We start from the raw sequence: 15876 nt of genomic DNA on the forward strand, positions 1-15876 counted from the left end.
CCCGAGGCAGCAAAAGGTGGTCGGTCGCGGATCTGGACTGGTACTGAGGCACCTGGGCCGTGGACCGGGCGAACCTGTCAACGATATAGCGGTCTCCTGAGAGCACATACCAAGATTTAGAACCCACTGGTTGCAAGGGGGGGTGTGGACGTGATTGGCTCGGTCGTTCCGATGTTCGCCTTCCTCGGGGAGTGTACGACTCACGGCGGGGGCCTCTCGTTGCTTGAGGAGGCCGTCTGTACCGCCACGGGGCCGACCGGGCTGGCCATCATCGCGGTGTACTCCTTCCTCATCGCGTTCATCCTGCCGCTGCCGAGCGAAGTCGTCCTCGTCCCCGCCGAGACGCTCCGTCTCGGCCTCTCGACGACGGGCAACCTCGCCATGATAATCATCGCCAGCGCGACGGGCAAGGCGATGGGGAGCCTCGTGGCCTTCCACATCGGCCAGGAGGCAAAGGAGTACGGCCCGCTCGTCCGTCGCATCAAGAACTCGCGGTTCGACGTCATCGAGTGGTCCGAGCGCCAGACCGTCCAGCTGGCCAAGAAGTTCGGCTACGTCGGCCTGGCGCTGGCCCTCTGTGTCCCCTTCTTCCCCGACACGCTGTCCATCTACGCTTTCACGGTGTTAGAGGAGGACTACGTCAAGTTCGGCGCCGCGACGTGGGCGGGCAGCGCCGGCCGCCTGCTCGTGACCATCGGGCTGGCGAGCGGGACGCTGGCGTTGCTGTAAGCGACGGCGGCGGGGGGTTCTGCCCGCGGGCGCAACGTTATGTAATATGATTGAGTACTCTCGCCCATGGCAACGCGCCGCCTCACCGCCCAGACCCTCCTCGGTGGTATCATCGTCCTCATCGGACTCGCACTACTCGCCCGGTCGACGGGACTGTTCGACGTCGGGAGTCTCTTCCGCTTCGTCCCGTCGCTGTTCATCCTTCTGGGGCTCTACGCTCTGATATCGAGTGGCCTCCGGAACATCGTCGGCCCGCTGTTGGTCGTCCTGGTCGCGCTCGCGTGGCAACTGGTCGCGCTGGACGTGCTCGCCGCGGGCGACGTCCTGCAGTTCTGGCCGCTGCTGGTCATCCTTTTCGGCGTCTCGCTCGTCCTCGGGCAGTACCGGGCCCGGGCGCGGGCCGCCTCCAGCGACGCCACGAATCTCTTTGCGTTCTTCGGCGGGGCCGAGCGCCGCGTCACATCCCAATCGTTCCGCAACGCCGACCTGACCGCCATCTTCGGCGGGGTCGAACTCGACCTGCGGGACGCGACCATCGCCGACCCGCCGGCCCACGTCAGTGCCACGACCATCTTTGGGGGTGCCGAGATCCGCGTCCCGCGCGAGTGGAACGTCCGTATCGACGTCCTGCCGCTGTTCGGCGCGACCGAGGATAGCCGGCCGCGAGCCGACGAGTCCCACGAGGACGTCGATCTCGTGCTCACGGGATTCGTCGCCTTCGGTGCCGTGGAACTGCTGGATTGAGCCACCCACGAACGTTCGTTCGCCGTCCGAAGATCAGTCGACGATTGGCATCATCTTCGTGCAGCGAGGTCACCGCGGCGGTCCGGAGTCAGAACTGTTCCGGTCCCGCTTGATACCGGCCTCAGTCCGATGCACGGCGGCTGACCCAGTTGCTGGGGAGGGTGTCACCGTGGTCACGAAGCAAAACGAGCAGCGGTTCGACTTCGTCCCAGTTCGGCCCTCTGTGAATCGCGTCTCGCTCGGTCCCTCTCTCGATGTAGCCCATCGATTCGAGTTTCGGGAGGTGCACGTGCGCCAGCAGCACCTGCATAGATTGTTCGTCAGACGGCGAACCTGTCCCGCCGAGGACGCTCTCGGCCTTCAGGGGGGTATCGCTGCCCGGTTCCGGGTCGTCGAGTAACGCGAGGAGCAACTGTCGGCGATGTTCGTGACCGATTGCCTCCAAAGCGCGGTCGAAAGCGTCCCCCAAATCCATAGGTATCTTTGTTCTTTTTCGAATATACTCGTTCACCTTGGTCCACAAGGGTATTCACGTCCTATGTCACCTGCGCACCACCATGTCATTCCACGACGGCCCGAGCACTTAGTCGACTGGCTCGAACTCGTCGTCGTCCATCGCTGCGACGAGCGTGTTGTCGACGAGCGTCACGATGGCACGCCGGAGGCGTTCGGTGACCGCCTGGTCGGAGATGTCGAAGGTGTCTGCGAGGTCCTGTGTCGACATCTTCCGCGGAATCGAGTAGTACCCGCCCTCGACGGCAGTCTTCAGCGTGTTGCGCTGTGTGGGCGTGAGCCCGTACCACGGCCCGCTACCGGGCCTGGTGGGATTGTATATCCGTCCCACCTCGAGGGGGATGTGAGCGTCCGAACAGTACTCCTGAAACTCGCTGAGCCCTTCGTGGTCGCGGAATCTGAGTTCGAACTCCCAGGTGGACGCCATTCCAGTGCCGCGCAGCAACTGCGCCCGGCTCTTTTTCAGTCCCTCGAATAACAGGTCACGGGACACCGTCCACTTGAGCGCGTACAACGTCCTGTCGTCGTGTTTGGTGACGATCTTGATGCTCTGGACCGAGGGATGGTCGCGCACGTTCTCTTCGAACGCCTCTCGCGACTCCTCGAAGACGGTAAAGAACGGGACGGCCCGCTCACCGAGTGGAACCAGGGTTTCGAGTTCGATGGTAGTTTCACCCTGCATCTCGAGGACGCGCCCCAGTTCGAACGAGGAGGCAGGAATACGTACTTGCGCGATGACGCTCATTTCCTTCGTACTGAATTCGGGCCCGACGGGTGTAAATATGGGCGGCTTGGTGTACCATGCTTGAATTTGCAACCTGGTGTACCATGGTAAACGGCAGGCCTATCTGTCTTGCAGATGTAGGGAGTGACAGACCGAATACCCTCCGCGGATAACAGACCTTGTCGGCGTGTGTAAGGTCGGTGTGACGCCCATCTTCGGATGAGGACCTCGGCACAGACCAACCATGACACGCGACCGATTAGGCGACGTCGAACTCAGCACCGCGGCAGATTTCGAAGCCGTACTCGCAGCGGTAGTCGAGAAAGCCATCAAGAACGACGTCGACGTCCGCGGTTCGTGGGAGTTCCAGACCCGCGGGTCGACGCACGACTGGGAAGTCGAGATCATCGAGCTCGACAAGGACTTCGACGACGACTGATAGTGACCACTGTGAGTCGTTCCGGTATCGACCGCACGACGACGAGCGGTCGTCCCGGGACACAGTCACAGGACTCACTCTGACGGGGGCAAACCGCCCTCCTTTTGTTCGACGGGTGGCACACGTCATGGTATGAGCCACGACGAGTTCCCGACCGAGGAGCCGGCGGTGGTGACCTGCGGGCTGCCGTACGCCAACGGCGACCTGCACGTCGGCCACCTCCGAACCTACGTCGACGGGGACGCTCTCTCGCGTGCCCTGCGCCGCATCGGCCAGCAGACTGCCTTCGTCTGCGGGTCGGACATGCACGGGACGCCGGTCGCCGTCAACGCCGCCGAGGAGGGCGTCGAACCCGCCGAGTTCGCGCTCCAGTACCACGAGACCTACGCCGAGACGTTCCCGCAGTTCAACGTCGAGTTCGACAACTACGGCCACACCGACGACGAGACGAACACGGAGATGACCCAGCGGTTCGTCCGCTCCTGGATCGACAACGGCCACGTCCACGAGAAGGAGATCGAGGTCGCCTGGGACACCCAGGAGGACCAGCCCCTCCCCGACCGATTCGTCGAGGGCACCTGTCCCTACTGCGGCGACTCGCCCGCGGCGACGAGTGTGACGAGGGCTGTCAGCGCCACCTCGAACCCGGCGAAATCGAGGACCCCGTCAGCACCATCACGGGCAACCCCGCGGAGTACCGCACCCGCGAGCACAAGTTCCTCCGCCTCGCGGACTTCCAGGAGTACCTCCAGGACTTCCTCGACCGACTCGAAGGCACGGACAACGCCCAGAACCAGCCTCGCGAGTGGATCGAAGGGGAACTCCAGGACCTCTGTATCACCCGCGACATGGATTGGGGGATCGACTACCCCGGTGAGGATAGCGTTGCTCCGGAGGAGCAACGAAACGGAGGCGGTGAAACCGCCGACGCCGACGGCGAGGACCTCGTGCTCTACGTCTGGGTCGACGCCCCCATCGAGTACGTCTCCTCGACGAAGCAGTACTCCGAGCGCGTCGGCGCCGACGAGTACGACTGGGAAGACGTCTGGCTGGTCGAGGGCGAGGAGCACCACGGCACCGCGTGGGACGACGAGTGGACCGACGGGAGCGGCGAGATAATCCACGTCATCGGCCGCGACATCATCCAGCACCACGCCGTCTTCTGGCCGGCGATGTTGCGGGGCGCGGGCTTCAACGAACCGCGGGCGATTCTCGCCACTGGCTTCGTCGGCATCGACGGTAAGGCCCTCTCGACCTCTCGCAACCGCGCGGTGTGGGCCGACGAGTACCTCGACGCCGGCTTCCACCCCGACCTGTTCCGGTACTACATCACCACCGGCGCCGGGCTCGAATCCGACGTGGATTTCTCCTGGGACCGCTTCCAGGAGCGGGTCAACGGCGAACTCGTCGGCAACGTCGGGAACTTCATCTACCGCTCGCTGCTCTTTGCCGAGCGCAACTACGACGGGACGCCCGAGGCCGACGTCAGTGACGACGTCCGCGAGCGCATCGAACAGTCGCTCGACGAGTTCGAGGCCGCCGTCCGTGACTACGACGTCCGCTCGCTGGCCGAGGTGGCCATCGACCTCTCGAACTACGGCAACGAGTACATCCAGCGCAACGAGCCCTGGAACCTCGTCGGCGAGGACCCCGACCGGGCCGCGCAGGTCATCCGCGACTGCGTCCAGCTGACCAAGGCCGTCGCCGTCGTCATGCAACCGGTCCTGCCGGGGAAGGCCGAACGGCTCTGGGGCCAGCTGAACGAGGAGGGCTCCGTCGCCGACGTGCCCCTCGACACCGCGCTCGAGGCGCCGCCGGCCGCGTTCGGCGAACCCGAGGAACTGTTCGCGCAGGTCGAGGACGACCACGTCGAGGCCCTGAACGAGGAACTGGCATCTCGAGTCTCGGCCGCCAGCGAGGACGAGTCGGACGAAACCGACGAGGGCGACGCCGACGAGGCCGCGGCCGACCTCGACCCGCTCGTCGAGGAGCGCATCAGCTTCGACGACTTCGAGGGCGTCGACATGCGCGTCGGCGAGATTCTCACCGCAGAGCCGGTCGAGGGAGCGGACAAACTCCTCAGACTGGAGGTCGACATCGGCCACGAGGTCCGCCAGGTCGTCGCCGGCCTGCGCCAGCTCCACGACCACGAGGACTTGCCCGGGACGCGCGTTATCCTGCTGGCCAACATGGAGAAAGCCGAACTGTTCGGCGTCGAGTCCAACGGGATGGTGCTCGCCGCCGGCGAGGCGGCCGACCTGCTGACCACTCACGAGGACGCGCCGCTGGGGACGCGCGTCCGGTAGGGTCACGAGACCTTTTGTAGCCTCGTCACGTATCCGGGAACATGGCAGACGACGGCGGGTGGCGACAGTCAGAAGAGGACCGCGACGTCGCCCAGCGCGAGGACCGCCAGGCCGCCGGCGAGGAGGCAGCCGGCGGGCCCGAGCAGGGCAACGGGTCGATCGACACCGAGCGGCTGGTCGACGCCGTGCCGGACCAGATGGTCCAGGAGGCCGAGGACGACGAGGGCCGTGGCCGGGTCGTTCGCGCCGGACCTGGAGGTGACCCCCGGTCGGCCCCGCCTCGAGAACGTCGTCTTCGTCGCGCTGGGCGTCTACGTCGCCGCCCTCGCCGTCGGCCGGATGTTCGTCGGGGCGTCGATGTACACCCCGGAGACGCTGGGGGCGCTCACGGCCGGCGTCGTCGCCGGTACCGCGCTTCTCTACGGGTTTTTCACCCGGACCAACCCGGACACTTAATCCCGTGCCGACACTACAGTAGGTATGGTCGACCCGCTGTCCGTCGTCCCCCTCGTCCCTCTCCAGGCAGAATCACTGTTCAGTCTCTCGCTCTCCCTGTTGCTGTTCCTGGCCGGGTCGGGGCTCATCGTCGCGGAGGCGTTCGCCCCGGGGACGCACTTCTTCGTCCTCGGCGTCGCGCTGCTGACCGCGGGCCTGGTCGGGCTCTTCATTCCCGCAGGCCTGGGCATCTTCGCACCCCTCATCCTCGCGGCCGTCGTCCTGCTCTCGACGGGCGCCACGCTGTGGGCCTACCGGAAACTCGACTTCGCCGGCGGCGAGCGGGGCCAGACCCTCTCCTCGAGTTCCCTGCGCGGCCAGTTTGGCACCGTCACCGAGCGCGTGACCAAGAGCGAGGGCGAGGTCAAACTGGAAGACGGCGGCTTCAACCCCTACTACCAGGCCCGGTGTGTCGAGGGCGTCATCGAGGTCGGCACCGAGGTGATGGTCGTCGACCCCGGCGGCGGCAACGTACTCGAGGTCGAGTCGGTCGAAGGGACCGACGACATCGACCGGGCGCTGGAACGTGATCGGTCCCGATCGACCGAAGACGACTCGGAGTTCGAGTCCGAGACCGCCTGACGCGGTTCCGAATCGTAGATTCCTGTCACGGGTACCCAAGGTTTTTCTTTCGGCGAGTCCGAGTCTCTAGCGTAATGTTCCCCGCGTTAGTACCGCTGCAATCGCTCGTAGGAGGGCTCCTCGGATTCGTCACCGTCGTCCTCCTCATCATGGCCATCGCGCTGGTGTACTCCAGCGTCGTCATCATCCGCCCGTACCAGAAGGGGGCCTACACCGTCCTCGGGACGTACCGTGGCATCCTCGACCAGGGGATCCACTTCATCTACCCCTTCGTCTCGGACGTCACCCGCTTCGACATGCGGACCCAGACGCTCGACGTCCCGCGACAGGAAGCCATCACCCGCGACAACTCGCCGGTCACCGCCGACGCCGTCGTCTACATCAAGGTGATGGACCCCAAGAAGGCCTTCCTCGAGGTCGACAACTACGAGCGCGCCGTCTCGAACCTCGCCCAGACCACCCTCCGTGCCGTCCTGGGCGACATGGAACTGGACGACACGCTCAACAAGCGCCAGGAGATCAACGCCCGCATCCGCAAGGAACTGGACGAACCCACCGACGAGTGGGGCGTCCGCGTCGAGAGTGTGGAAGTCCGCGAGGTCAACCCCTCGAAGGACGTCCAGCAGGCGATGGAGCAACAGACCTCCGCCGAGCGGAAACGCCGTGCCATGATTCTCGAAGCCCAGGGTGAGCGGCGCTCCGCCATCGAGACCGCCGAGGGTGACAAGCAGTCCAACATCATCCGCGCCCAGGGTGAGAAGCAGAGCCAGATCCTGGAAGCCCAGGGTGACGCGATCTCGACCGTGCTGCGTGCGAAATCCGCCGAGTCGATGGGCGAACGCGCCGTCATCGACAAGGGCATGGAGACCCTCGCCGAGATCGGCCAGGGCGAGTCCACGACGTTCATCCTCCCCCAGGAGCTCACCTCGCTCGTGGGCCGCTACGGCAAGCACCTCTCGGGCAGCGACGTCAAGCAGAACGGCCACGTGCTCGACGCCCTCGACTTCGACGAGGAGACCCGCGAGATGCTGGGGCTGGACGACATCGAGGAGATCCTCGGGCAGATCGACCAGGAGGCCGAGGTCGACGTCGAGGCGATGGAACAGGAGGCCCAGAAGATCAAACACGGCGAGGACGCCGGCGTCGACAGCGCCGACGAGGTCATCGAGGAGATGGACGCCGAGATCGACGAGTCGGGCGACGGTTCGGACGCTGGTAACTAACTGGACCGAACGTCTTTATACCCTGACTCACCGTATCTAGAGTAGATGGTCCGGGAGGGTGAGGTAGACGAAGAGAAGCGAGCGACGCTTCGCCGGTTCGCGGCGCTGGGCGCCGCGAGCCCGTTTGCCCGGTTCGGTGACAGCGGGAGCGACAGCGACGCGCCCGACGCCATCGCCGGCTACGTCTCCGCCCACCCCGGCACCCACTTCTCGAAACTCCGCGACGACCTCAGACTGGGAACCGGCGAGGCCCAGCACCACCTCCACCGCCTGGAGAACGACGGCGTCGTCGCCTCGCGCAAGGACGGCGACTACCGCCGGTACTTCCCGGCCGGCCAGTTCTCCGAGACCGAGCAGGTAACGCTTGGCTACCTCCGCCGGGCGACGCCCCGCGGGATGCTCGTGGCACTCCTTCGCGACCCGGACGCGACGGCTTCGGAACTGGCGAGCGACCTGGGCGTCTCCCGGCCCACCATCAGCAACTACGCCGGCGAACTCGAGGCCGCCGGCCTGCTCTCGCGGGACGACGGCTACGCCGTCACCGAACCGGAGACGATTCTGCTGCTCCTGGTCCGGTACGCCGACTCCTTCGGCGACGACGCCGCGGCCCTCGCGAGCGAGGCGGGGTCGCTCGTCCGCTACGACCCGTAGCGAACGGGCACCGTCATCCGGCGACAAAATCGTGAGCGGCTGGCAGTGCAACGGCGTGTGAGAACAGGGAACGGCAGGTAGGCCCAGGTGACGGGGCGACCGACGTGACCGCTCGCGAGTCAGGCCTCGACCATCCACGTCGTCGAGGAGGAGTAGCCCCACTTCTCGACGTCGAGGCCGTGCTCGCCCTCGGCGATGGCGGACATGTTCGTCCCGACTTCTTTGGCCGACAGGCCGAGTTCCTCGCCGATGAGCCGTGACTTGAAGTACGTCTGCTCGCCGGCGTGGGTCCGCAGGTACTCGAGGATTCGGCGCTGTTTCTCCGAGAGTCGCGTGTCCGCCGCCTGTGCTGTCGCGCTCATTGTACACCTCTTGCTACACACGAATCCCCTTTAGCGGATTTGGTACGAACGGTTAACGCCGCGCCCTCGTGCGGTTTTCCGGTTACGTTCCGCTCCGGGCGGGCCGCCAGGGGTCGTTTCCACCCCGGGTTGGTACAGGCGGTTAACACGCGCCTGTCGGGCGTCGGCAGTTCTTTTATACTGGCCACACATTACGGCGAACAGAGGTCTATCACGTATGGAAATCTCGGATCAACTCCTGTGTCTGTTCAGTGCTGACGTCACCGACGAGGGTGACCGCTACGTCGTCGAGGTACCGCGCCGCGAGATCGAGACCGGGTCCGTCGAGGCCGGCGGGACGTACCGCGTCGCGCTCATCTCGGCCGAGGCAGGGGCCGAGGCTGGCGACGAGGACGGCGCGTCCGAGACGCCGCCGGACCAGCCCCAGCCGCCGGTCGAACCCGGCGAGACACGCTACGTCGAGATCGAGGACATCGGGAAGCAGGGTGACGGCATCGCCCGCGTCGAGCGCGGCTACGTCATCATCGTCCCCGGCGCCGACATCGGCGAGCGCGTGAAGATCGAGGTGACGGAAGTCAAATCGAACTTCGCGGTCGGCGAAATCATCGACGACGGCGTCTAGTCGGATTCTCCCGTTCTCGACGTTTATGGACCTCGGCCCCGGAGCGACCGCCACGCTCCGTCCCGCGGTTACTCCTCGTAGGCAGTCCCGTCGGGCCGTTTGGCGCCTTCGGAGTCGTGGACGACGACCTCGCCCTCCGGGTTCGCCGGGGCGTAGTTGTCGCGGACGCCGATGGCCTCCTCGAGTTCCCGGACGGCGCGCTCCTTGAGCGCACCCGCCAGCTCCTCGGCGTGGTCCCTGTCGATGTCCCGGCCCAGGCCCTCGCACTCGTGGGCGTCGAGCCTCACCGCCTCGTCGCCGGCCGCCTCTGGGTCCAGGGAGACGCTGTCGACGGCTTCGCCCATCGGCTGACTGGTCCCACCGAGCGCCACGCTGAACGGATACGTCTTGCAGATGAGTGGGCGGTCCGCATGGACCGTACACGCTCCCACGCCCGCGTCGTCCTCGGCGTAGAAGGTGCAGTCCCCGCAGTCGTCGGTCTGGAGCGCCCACTCGAACGTCTCGCCCTCGGGACCGTCGGCGCCCTCGTGCAGGCCGTAGGGCATCGGCCGTGCGACGTCGCGGAAGTCGTAGTCGCCGGCGGCCTGCAGGTCCCGGATCTCGTCGGGGAACACCGTGGCGGTGTGTGGCTCCGGCGCGTCGTCGCCGTCCTCGCCACAGGCCGTCTCGCCGGCCTTGCAACAGGCCCCACAGCGCGTACACTCGAACCCGATGGCCTCGATGGCGTCGGCCAGCGCCGCCACCTCCAGGTTCCGGGCCTGTTCGAGTTCCGCTTCGAGCGATTCCACACCCTCTCTACCGTCGGGACGGACAAAAGGGGCCCGACCGCGGCGGCGGTCTCAGGCGGGCGTCGCCCGCTCCCCGTCCCACGCCAGGTCGCCCTCGACGGCGAGTTTCTCGAGGTGGGCGACCACCGTCGCGCGGGCGAGGGCACGGACGCCCGAGAGGTCCTTGTCGTAGGCCGCCGCGAGTATCTCGTCGGGCGTCTCGGCCCCCGACTCGACGGCCGCCCGGACGCGTCGTTCCCGGTCGAGTCGGTGGGCGACGAGGCGACGGCAGGTCGCCCGTGGCGCGTCGACCGGCGGGCCGTGACTGGGTGCCAGTCGGTCCGGAGCGAGCGCGTGAAGGCGGCGCAACGAGGTCAGGTACGCCCGCAGGTCGCCCTCGGGCGCTCCCACGGCGACGCTCCCCTCAGCGACGGCCAGGTCCCCGCTCACGACGGTGTCGCCGGCCGCGAAGGCGACGTGTTCGGGTGCGTGTCCGGGCGTCTCGAGCACCTGTACGGGCCCATCGCCGGTCGGCATCGCGGTGGCGCCGGTGAACGTCCGGTCGGGCGTCGCGCCGGTCGCTCGCTCGAAGGCGGCGGTCCGGCCCCGCCTGGCCCAGACGGTGGTGTCGTGGGCGTCGGCGTAGTGGGTGACGGCGGCGACGTGGTCCGGGTGGTGGTGGGTGACGGCGACGTGCGCGACGGATCGGTCGGCGAGCGTCTCGTCGAGGGTGTCGGTGCGTGCCGCAGGATCGACGAGCACCGCGTCGCTGCCCCCGAGCACGTACGCGGCGGTCTGCCCGGTCGGTGCCCGCGTAGACACTGGCAGGTCGACTCTCGTCACGTCCATCGGATAGACGCAGGCGGTCGAGGGGGAAGAACGGGGCGGTCTGTTGACGGACCGTTCAGGCAGTCAGGTAGTACACCTGCTTGCGGGCGTCGGTGAAACTGTACCGCGAGTCCACCAGGCCCGCGTCCTGCAGGCGGTTCAGCGCGTATCGGACGGTCCGGTCCGGGAGCAGGGAGGCCTCGGCCAGCTGCCCCTGTGACAGCGGGGCCTCGTCCTCCAGTACTTTCGCGACGAGTTTCGCGCTCGGCGGGAGCTCGCGCAGGCGGTCCCGGAAGTCCGCTTCGGCGAACGGCGTGGTCGGCGCATCTTCGACGGTAGTGCTCATATTCGGTGATACTCCAACGGTACTGGTAAAAGTTGGCTATATGTATGACCATACAATACGAATACCTTGATGTGTATAATGTCTCCTTATATTCTGCGACGGACCGGTCGTTCGAGGGCGGTGGGTGGGGAGCGTGGATTCCAGTATCGTTTTATCCCCCGGGCAGCCACAGTCGAAGCGTGAAAGGGCAGGAGTGGTACCAGGCCGACACCGTGGCCGAAGAGTACGAGGCCAAGCGGTTCTCCCGGGGCGGCCGTCTCATCGACCGCCGGGAGAAAGAGGCCGTGCTGGAGGCCATCAGTCCCGTCGAGGACAAGAGCGTCCTCGAGGTCGCCTGTGGGACCGGACGGTTCACCGTCATGCTCGCCGAACGCGGCGCCGACATCACCGGGCTGGACATCTCGGGACCGATGCTCCAGCAGGGCCGCGAGAAGGCACGGGCCGCCGACGTCGACGACCACGTCGAGTTCATGCGCGGCGACGCCGCCCGCCTCCCGTTCCCCGACGACCACTTCGACACCGTCATTGCGATGCGCTTTTTCCACCTCGCGGACACCCCCGCGGCGTTCCTCGCGGAGATGCGCCGGGTGGCCAAAGAGCAGGTGGTCTTCGACACGTTCAACCGGTTCTCGACGCGCTCTATCTACAACTGGGCGCTCCCGATGGGGTCGCGGCTCTACTCGCGCTGGGAAGTCGACCGCCTCCTCGACGGCGCGGGCCTGGAACTGGTCGGCGAGGACCACGACTGGATCCTCCCCTACGGATTCTACCGGAAGATACCGAACGAACTGGCCGCCTCGCTGCGCTCGCTCGACACCGCTCTCGGCGAGACGCCGGTCGGCGAGGCGCTCGCGTCGGTCTCCTACTGGAACACCCACGTCTAGCCGTGCCGGCAGTGGTTAGGTACGAGAGTACGGTCGTGAACGGCCAGCCGGGGCTTTCTGGCTGTTTGCGGCTATCCTCTCGTACCTAAACACCGCCTCGTGCCGGCCCGCGAGTTTTATGCGCTTCCGGAAACGTAGCCGGAGGTATGGAACTCTCGGTAGTGGTCCCGACGCTCAACGGCCGCGAGGAGCTGGCCGGGTGTCTGGACGCACTCGCCGAGCACGTGCCCACAGCGGAGGTCGTCGTCGTCAACGGCCCCTCCGCCGACGGCACGACCGGAATGGTCCGGGACCGGGACGACGTCTCCGTTCTGGTCGAGATCGCGGACCGATCGGTCACCGTCGCCCGCAACGCGGGCATCGACCGGGCGACGGGCGACGTCGTCGCGATGGTCAACCAGGGACTGTCCGTCGAGGACGGCTGGCTCGGGGCGATCCGCGACGCTTTCGCCGACGGCTGTCACGTCCTGACCGGGCCGACACACCACCAGTTGCGCGCCGGGATGACCACCGAGACAAAGGAGTCACGGACCATCGCGGGTCGCGAGGTGACGTACTTCAACCCCGGCAACGTCGCCATCGAGGCCGACGTCCTCGCGGCGCTCGACGGGTTCGACGAGTACTTAGACGTCGGCGGGGCCCGGGACTTCGCCCACCGCCTGGCCGGCACCGGGTACGACGTCACGTGGGACACCGACATGAGCGTCAGCCGCGAGTTCGAGGCCGACGGGGGCGTCACGGAGACGGACTGGCGGTGGAAGTACCGCTCGCTGTCGTACCGGTTGCTGAAAAACTACGGCGTCCGGCCGACCGTCGCTCGTCGGATTACGAGTCACGCGGTCCGCGACGCCGTCGAGGCGCTGAAAGATGTCGCTCGCGGCGACACGGTCCCCTCGGAGTGGTTCGCGAACGGCCGGGACGTCGTCGAGGGCATCAAGACCGGCGGCCAGGACGGGGTCACCGCCCGGGTCCGGGACCGGTCCACTCGCCGCAACCCCAACGGGCGGTCGAAGCGGGCCGACCGGGCCGTCGCGGTCTACGACTGGCGGTAGTCAGGGCGCGAGCTCGTCGACGACGCGCCCGGGATTGTTCGAGAACACCTTCGTCATCGCGTCCTCTGGCACGTCCAGGGTGAGAATCTCCATCACTGCCACGTTCGGGTGGACCGCCGGGGCGCCGCTCCCGAAGAGGACGCGGTCGGGGTGTTCGAGCACCGCTCGCTCGAGCTGGCCACGGTAACGGACGGCGCTCGTGTCGAGGTACAGCTGGTCGTGGGTGTCGAGCAGGTCGATGGCGTCGTCCATCAGGTCGCGTCGGAGCGGGTGGCCGCCGAAGTGCGCGAGGATGACGGGGAAGTCGTAGCCCAGCAGCGTCTCGGCGACCCGGGACGGAGGGAACGACTCGCCGCCGTGGACGAGGACGGGGAGAGACACCGACGCGAGTTCGTCCAGTACCTCCTCGTCCGGGAGGCCGTCCGTTGCCGGGTCGAGCTTGAACCCAAAGAAGCGGTCGTCGTAGGCGTACTGTTCGACGTCGGCCGGCGAGGTGTGTGACTCGTCGCGGCGGCTCGTGAGGTTCCGCAGCGTCGTCCCCGGCCCGGTGTCGAGACCGCGAACCCCGTTGATGCGCGCGAACGCGACCATCGGCCGGCCGACGGTCATCCTGGCGACCCCGTTGTTGGCCTTCAGGTACGAGCCGTCGCGCGGCCCCGGGTAGACGACGGCCCTGACGACCCCCGCCTGGTGCATCTCCCGCTCGAGTTGCTCGGGGTCCCCCACCCCGTCGCGGGGCCGTCGTTCCTCGTCGGGTTCGAGACGGGCGTGGACGTCGACCACCCGGAAGTCGTGCTCCAGCTCCAGCATTCTACCCGACTGTGGACCCTTCGCTGTATTAATTCATCGGACGCCCGGCCGTTGTGGGCGGCACGGAGCGGCCCGTCCCCGCACTCATCTGACAGACGGCGGGGGGTTCCGGGCTCGGCCGTTCGGAAAGGTTTATATAGAACCGCTTACGATGATTTAGGTGAGGTTACACACACATGTCATCTGGCCAGCGACGCATGGGCGGCCAGCCTCTTTTCATCCTCAGTGAGGACGCCCAGCGTACACACGGGAAGGACGCACAGTCGTCGAACATCTCGGCCGGCAAGGCCGTGAGCGAGTCGGTACGGACCACCCTCGGTCCCCGCGGCATGGACAAGATGCTGGTCTCCGACAGCGGCGACGTCGTCATCACGAACGACGGCGCGACGATCCTCGGGGAGATGGACATCGAGCACCCCGCCGCGCAGATGATCGTCGAGGTCGCCGAGACCCAGGAAGACGAGGTCGGCGACGGCACGACGACGGCGTCCGTGCTCGCGGGCCAGCTGCTCGCGAAGGCCGAGGACCTGCTGGACGACGACGTCCACCCGACGACCATCGTCGAGGGGTACCACACGGCGGCCCAGCTGGCAAACGATGCCATCGACGAGGTCGTCCTCGACGCCGACCTGGACGACGAGCGGCTCGTCGAGGTCGCCGAGTCCGCCATGACCGGCAAGGGCACCGGCGACGTCGAGGCCCACCGCCTCGCCGAAGTCGTCGTCGAGGCCGTCAGCCACGCGAAGACCGAGGACGGCGTCAACCGCGACAACATCGAGATCCACACCCAGACGGGCGCGGCCTCATCGGCCACCGAACTCGTCGAGGGCGTCATCATCGACGAGACGCCCGCCCACGACAACATGCCCCGGTCCGTCGAGGACGCCTCTATCGCCGTCCTCGACTTCGAGCTCGACGTCCGCGAGAGCAACATCGACGCCGAGTACAACGTCTCCAGCGTCGAGGATCTCACCGCCGCGCTGGACGCCGAGGAAGAGGAACTGCAGGGCTACGCCCAGGCCATCGTCGACGCCGGCGTCGACGTCGTCTTCACGACCGAGGACGTCTCCGACCGCGTCGCCTCCAGCCTCGCGAAGGCGGGCGTCCTCGTCGAAGAGGGTCTCCCGATGAAACAGACAAAGAAGGTCGTCAACGCGACCGGCGCCAAGCGCATCGGCTCCATCGACGACCTCTCCGAGGACGTCCTTGGCCACGCCGACAGCGTCGAGGTCCGGAAGCACGGTGACGAGGAGTCGACGGTCATCACGGGCGGGGCGACCGCCGAGGCCGTCACCATCTTCGCCCGCGGCTCGACCGACCACGTCGTCGACGAGATCGAGCGAGCGCTCGAGGACGCCCTCGGGGTCACCGTCGCCGCGCTGGACGCCGGCGGCGTCGTCCCCGGTGCCGGCGCGACCGAGATCGCCATCGCGGACCACATCCGCTCCGAGGCGGCGTCCATCGAGGGCCGCAAGCAGCTCGCCGTCGACGCGTTCGCCGACGCCATCGACGTGCTGCCCCGCACGCTCGCCGAGAACACCGGCCTGGACGCCATCGACGCGCTCGTCGACCTGCGCGCCCGCCACGAGAGCGAGGGCATCGCCGGCATCATCAGCGAAGGCCAGACCGGCATCATCGGCGACCCCGTCGAGTACGGCATCCTCGACCCCGCCGCCGTCAAGCACGAGGCCATCGAATCCGCCACCGAGGCGGCGACGATGATCGTCCGCATCGACGACGTCATCTCGTCGTCGTAAGACGGCTCCTCGCACCCGACCCGTCCGTCGTACACCCGGCAC

The 15876-nt window shown here is 67.0% G+C and carries 18 protein-coding genes and 1 pseudogene; 12 read left to right on the plus strand and 7 right to left on the minus strand.

Going from position 1 to position 15876, the window contains the following annotated elements; translation table 11 throughout:
- The first annotated feature begins 171 nt into the window (after positions 1-171).
- Entirely contained in the window at positions 172-729 is a 558-nt protein-coding gene (locus P1N55_RS17065) for a YqaA family protein (RefSeq protein WP_276278756.1), read from the plus strand.
- 66 nt (positions 730-795) lie between these two features.
- The gene (locus tag P1N55_RS17070) at positions 796-1473 is read left to right on the plus strand and encodes a LiaF transmembrane domain-containing protein (protein WP_276276689.1); all 678 of its coding nucleotides are present in this window, start codon (positions 796-798) and stop codon (positions 1471-1473) included.
- A gap of 121 nt (positions 1474-1594) precedes the next feature.
- Here P1N55_RS17070 and P1N55_RS17075 read toward each other — a convergent pair whose 3' ends face one another.
- Positions 1595-1948, minus strand: coding sequence for a hypothetical protein (locus P1N55_RS17075; RefSeq protein ID WP_276276690.1), 354 nt, complete (start codon positions 1946-1948; stop codon positions 1595-1597).
- Positions 1949-2056: 108 nt separating this feature from the next.
- Positions 2057-2731: a helix-turn-helix domain-containing protein gene (locus P1N55_RS17080; protein WP_276276691.1), complete on the minus strand. Its 675-nt coding sequence runs from the start codon at positions 2729-2731 to the stop codon at positions 2057-2059.
- Positions 2732-2954: 223 nt separating this feature from the next.
- On the opposite strand from P1N55_RS17080, the gene P1N55_RS17085 reads away from it, so the two are divergent.
- The 6 genes and pseudogenes from P1N55_RS17085 (at position 2955) to P1N55_RS17110 (ending at position 8406) form a co-directional block, all read left to right on the plus strand.
- Complete coding sequence (locus tag P1N55_RS17085; RefSeq protein WP_276276692.1) at positions 2955-3149, plus strand: hypothetical protein; 195 nt, start codon at positions 2955-2957, stop codon at positions 3147-3149.
- Between the two features lie 132 nt (positions 3150-3281).
- A pseudogene (metG, locus tag P1N55_RS17090) lies at positions 3282-5455 on the plus strand (methionine--tRNA ligase).
- A 228-nt stretch (positions 5456-5683) separates the two neighbouring features.
- Entirely contained in the window at positions 5684-5911 is a 228-nt protein-coding gene (locus P1N55_RS17095; protein WP_276276693.1) for a DUF7312 domain-containing protein, read from the plus strand.
- Between the two features lie 24 nt (positions 5912-5935).
- The gene (locus P1N55_RS17100; RefSeq protein WP_276276694.1) at positions 5936-6532 is read left to right on the plus strand and encodes an NfeD family protein; all 597 of its coding nucleotides are present in this window, start codon (positions 5936-5938) and stop codon (positions 6530-6532) included.
- Positions 6533-6606: 74 nt separating this feature from the next.
- A complete protein-coding gene (locus P1N55_RS17105; protein ID WP_276276695.1) occupies positions 6607-7755 on the plus strand; it encodes an SPFH domain-containing protein in 1149 nt (382 codons plus the stop codon).
- Between the two features lie 45 nt (positions 7756-7800).
- On the plus strand, positions 7801-8406 hold the full coding sequence (locus P1N55_RS17110; RefSeq protein ID WP_276276696.1) for a winged helix-turn-helix transcriptional regulator: 606 nt from the start codon (positions 7801-7803) through the stop codon (positions 8404-8406).
- Positions 8407-8525: 119 nt separating this feature from the next.
- Here P1N55_RS17110 and P1N55_RS17115 read toward each other — a convergent pair whose 3' ends face one another.
- Entirely contained in the window at positions 8526-8768 is a 243-nt protein-coding gene (locus tag P1N55_RS17115; RefSeq protein WP_276276697.1) for a DUF7123 family protein, read from the minus strand.
- A 217-nt stretch (positions 8769-8985) separates the two neighbouring features.
- On the opposite strand from P1N55_RS17115, the gene P1N55_RS17120 reads away from it, so the two are divergent.
- On the plus strand, positions 8986-9390 hold the full coding sequence (locus P1N55_RS17120; RefSeq protein ID WP_276276698.1) for a TRAM domain-containing protein: 405 nt from the start codon (positions 8986-8988) through the stop codon (positions 9388-9390).
- A gap of 68 nt (positions 9391-9458) precedes the next feature.
- Here the strand turns inward: P1N55_RS17120 and P1N55_RS17125 are convergent, their stop codons facing one another.
- Genes P1N55_RS17125 through P1N55_RS17135 form a run of 3 tightly spaced genes read right to left on the minus strand, consistent with a single transcriptional unit; the run spans position 9459 to position 11331 of the window.
- Positions 9459-10178 (minus strand): YkgJ family cysteine cluster protein, encoded by a 720-nt coding sequence (locus P1N55_RS17125; protein ID WP_276276699.1) that lies wholly within the window; start codon positions 10176-10178, stop codon positions 9459-9461.
- 51 nt (positions 10179-10229) lie between these two features.
- Positions 10230-11006, minus strand: a complete 777-nt coding sequence (locus tag P1N55_RS17130) for an MBL fold metallo-hydrolase (protein ID WP_276276700.1) — start codon at positions 11004-11006, stop codon at positions 10230-10232.
- A gap of 55 nt (positions 11007-11061) precedes the next feature.
- The gene (locus P1N55_RS17135) at positions 11062-11331 is read right to left on the minus strand and encodes a MarR family transcriptional regulator (RefSeq protein WP_276276701.1); all 270 of its coding nucleotides are present in this window, start codon (positions 11329-11331) and stop codon (positions 11062-11064) included.
- Between the two features lie 179 nt (positions 11332-11510).
- Between P1N55_RS17135 and P1N55_RS17140 the strand changes: the two genes are divergently transcribed.
- Entirely contained in the window at positions 11511-12215 is a 705-nt protein-coding gene (locus P1N55_RS17140) for a class I SAM-dependent methyltransferase (protein ID WP_276276702.1), read from the plus strand.
- Positions 12216-12361: 146 nt separating this feature from the next.
- Positions 12362-13267 carry a glycosyltransferase family 2 protein gene (locus P1N55_RS17145; RefSeq protein ID WP_276276703.1) on the plus strand — a complete coding sequence of 302 codons (906 nt, stop codon included), beginning with the start codon at positions 12362-12364 and terminating at the stop codon, positions 13265-13267.
- Here the strand turns inward: P1N55_RS17145 and P1N55_RS17150 are convergent, their stop codons facing one another.
- The gene (locus P1N55_RS17150; RefSeq protein WP_276276704.1) at positions 13268-14077 is read right to left on the minus strand and encodes an amidohydrolase family protein; all 810 of its coding nucleotides are present in this window, start codon (positions 14075-14077) and stop codon (positions 13268-13270) included.
- A gap of 197 nt (positions 14078-14274) precedes the next feature.
- Between P1N55_RS17150 and thsA the strand changes: the two genes are divergently transcribed.
- Positions 14275-15834, plus strand: a complete 1560-nt coding sequence (gene thsA, locus P1N55_RS17155) for a thermosome subunit alpha (RefSeq protein WP_276278757.1) — start codon at positions 14275-14277, stop codon at positions 15832-15834.
- The last annotated feature ends 42 nt before the right edge of the window (positions 15835-15876 follow it).

The organism is Haloarcula regularis (genome assembly GCF_029338315.1).
Lineage (GTDB): Archaea > Halobacteriota > Halobacteria > Halobacteriales > Haloarculaceae > Haloarcula > Haloarcula regularis.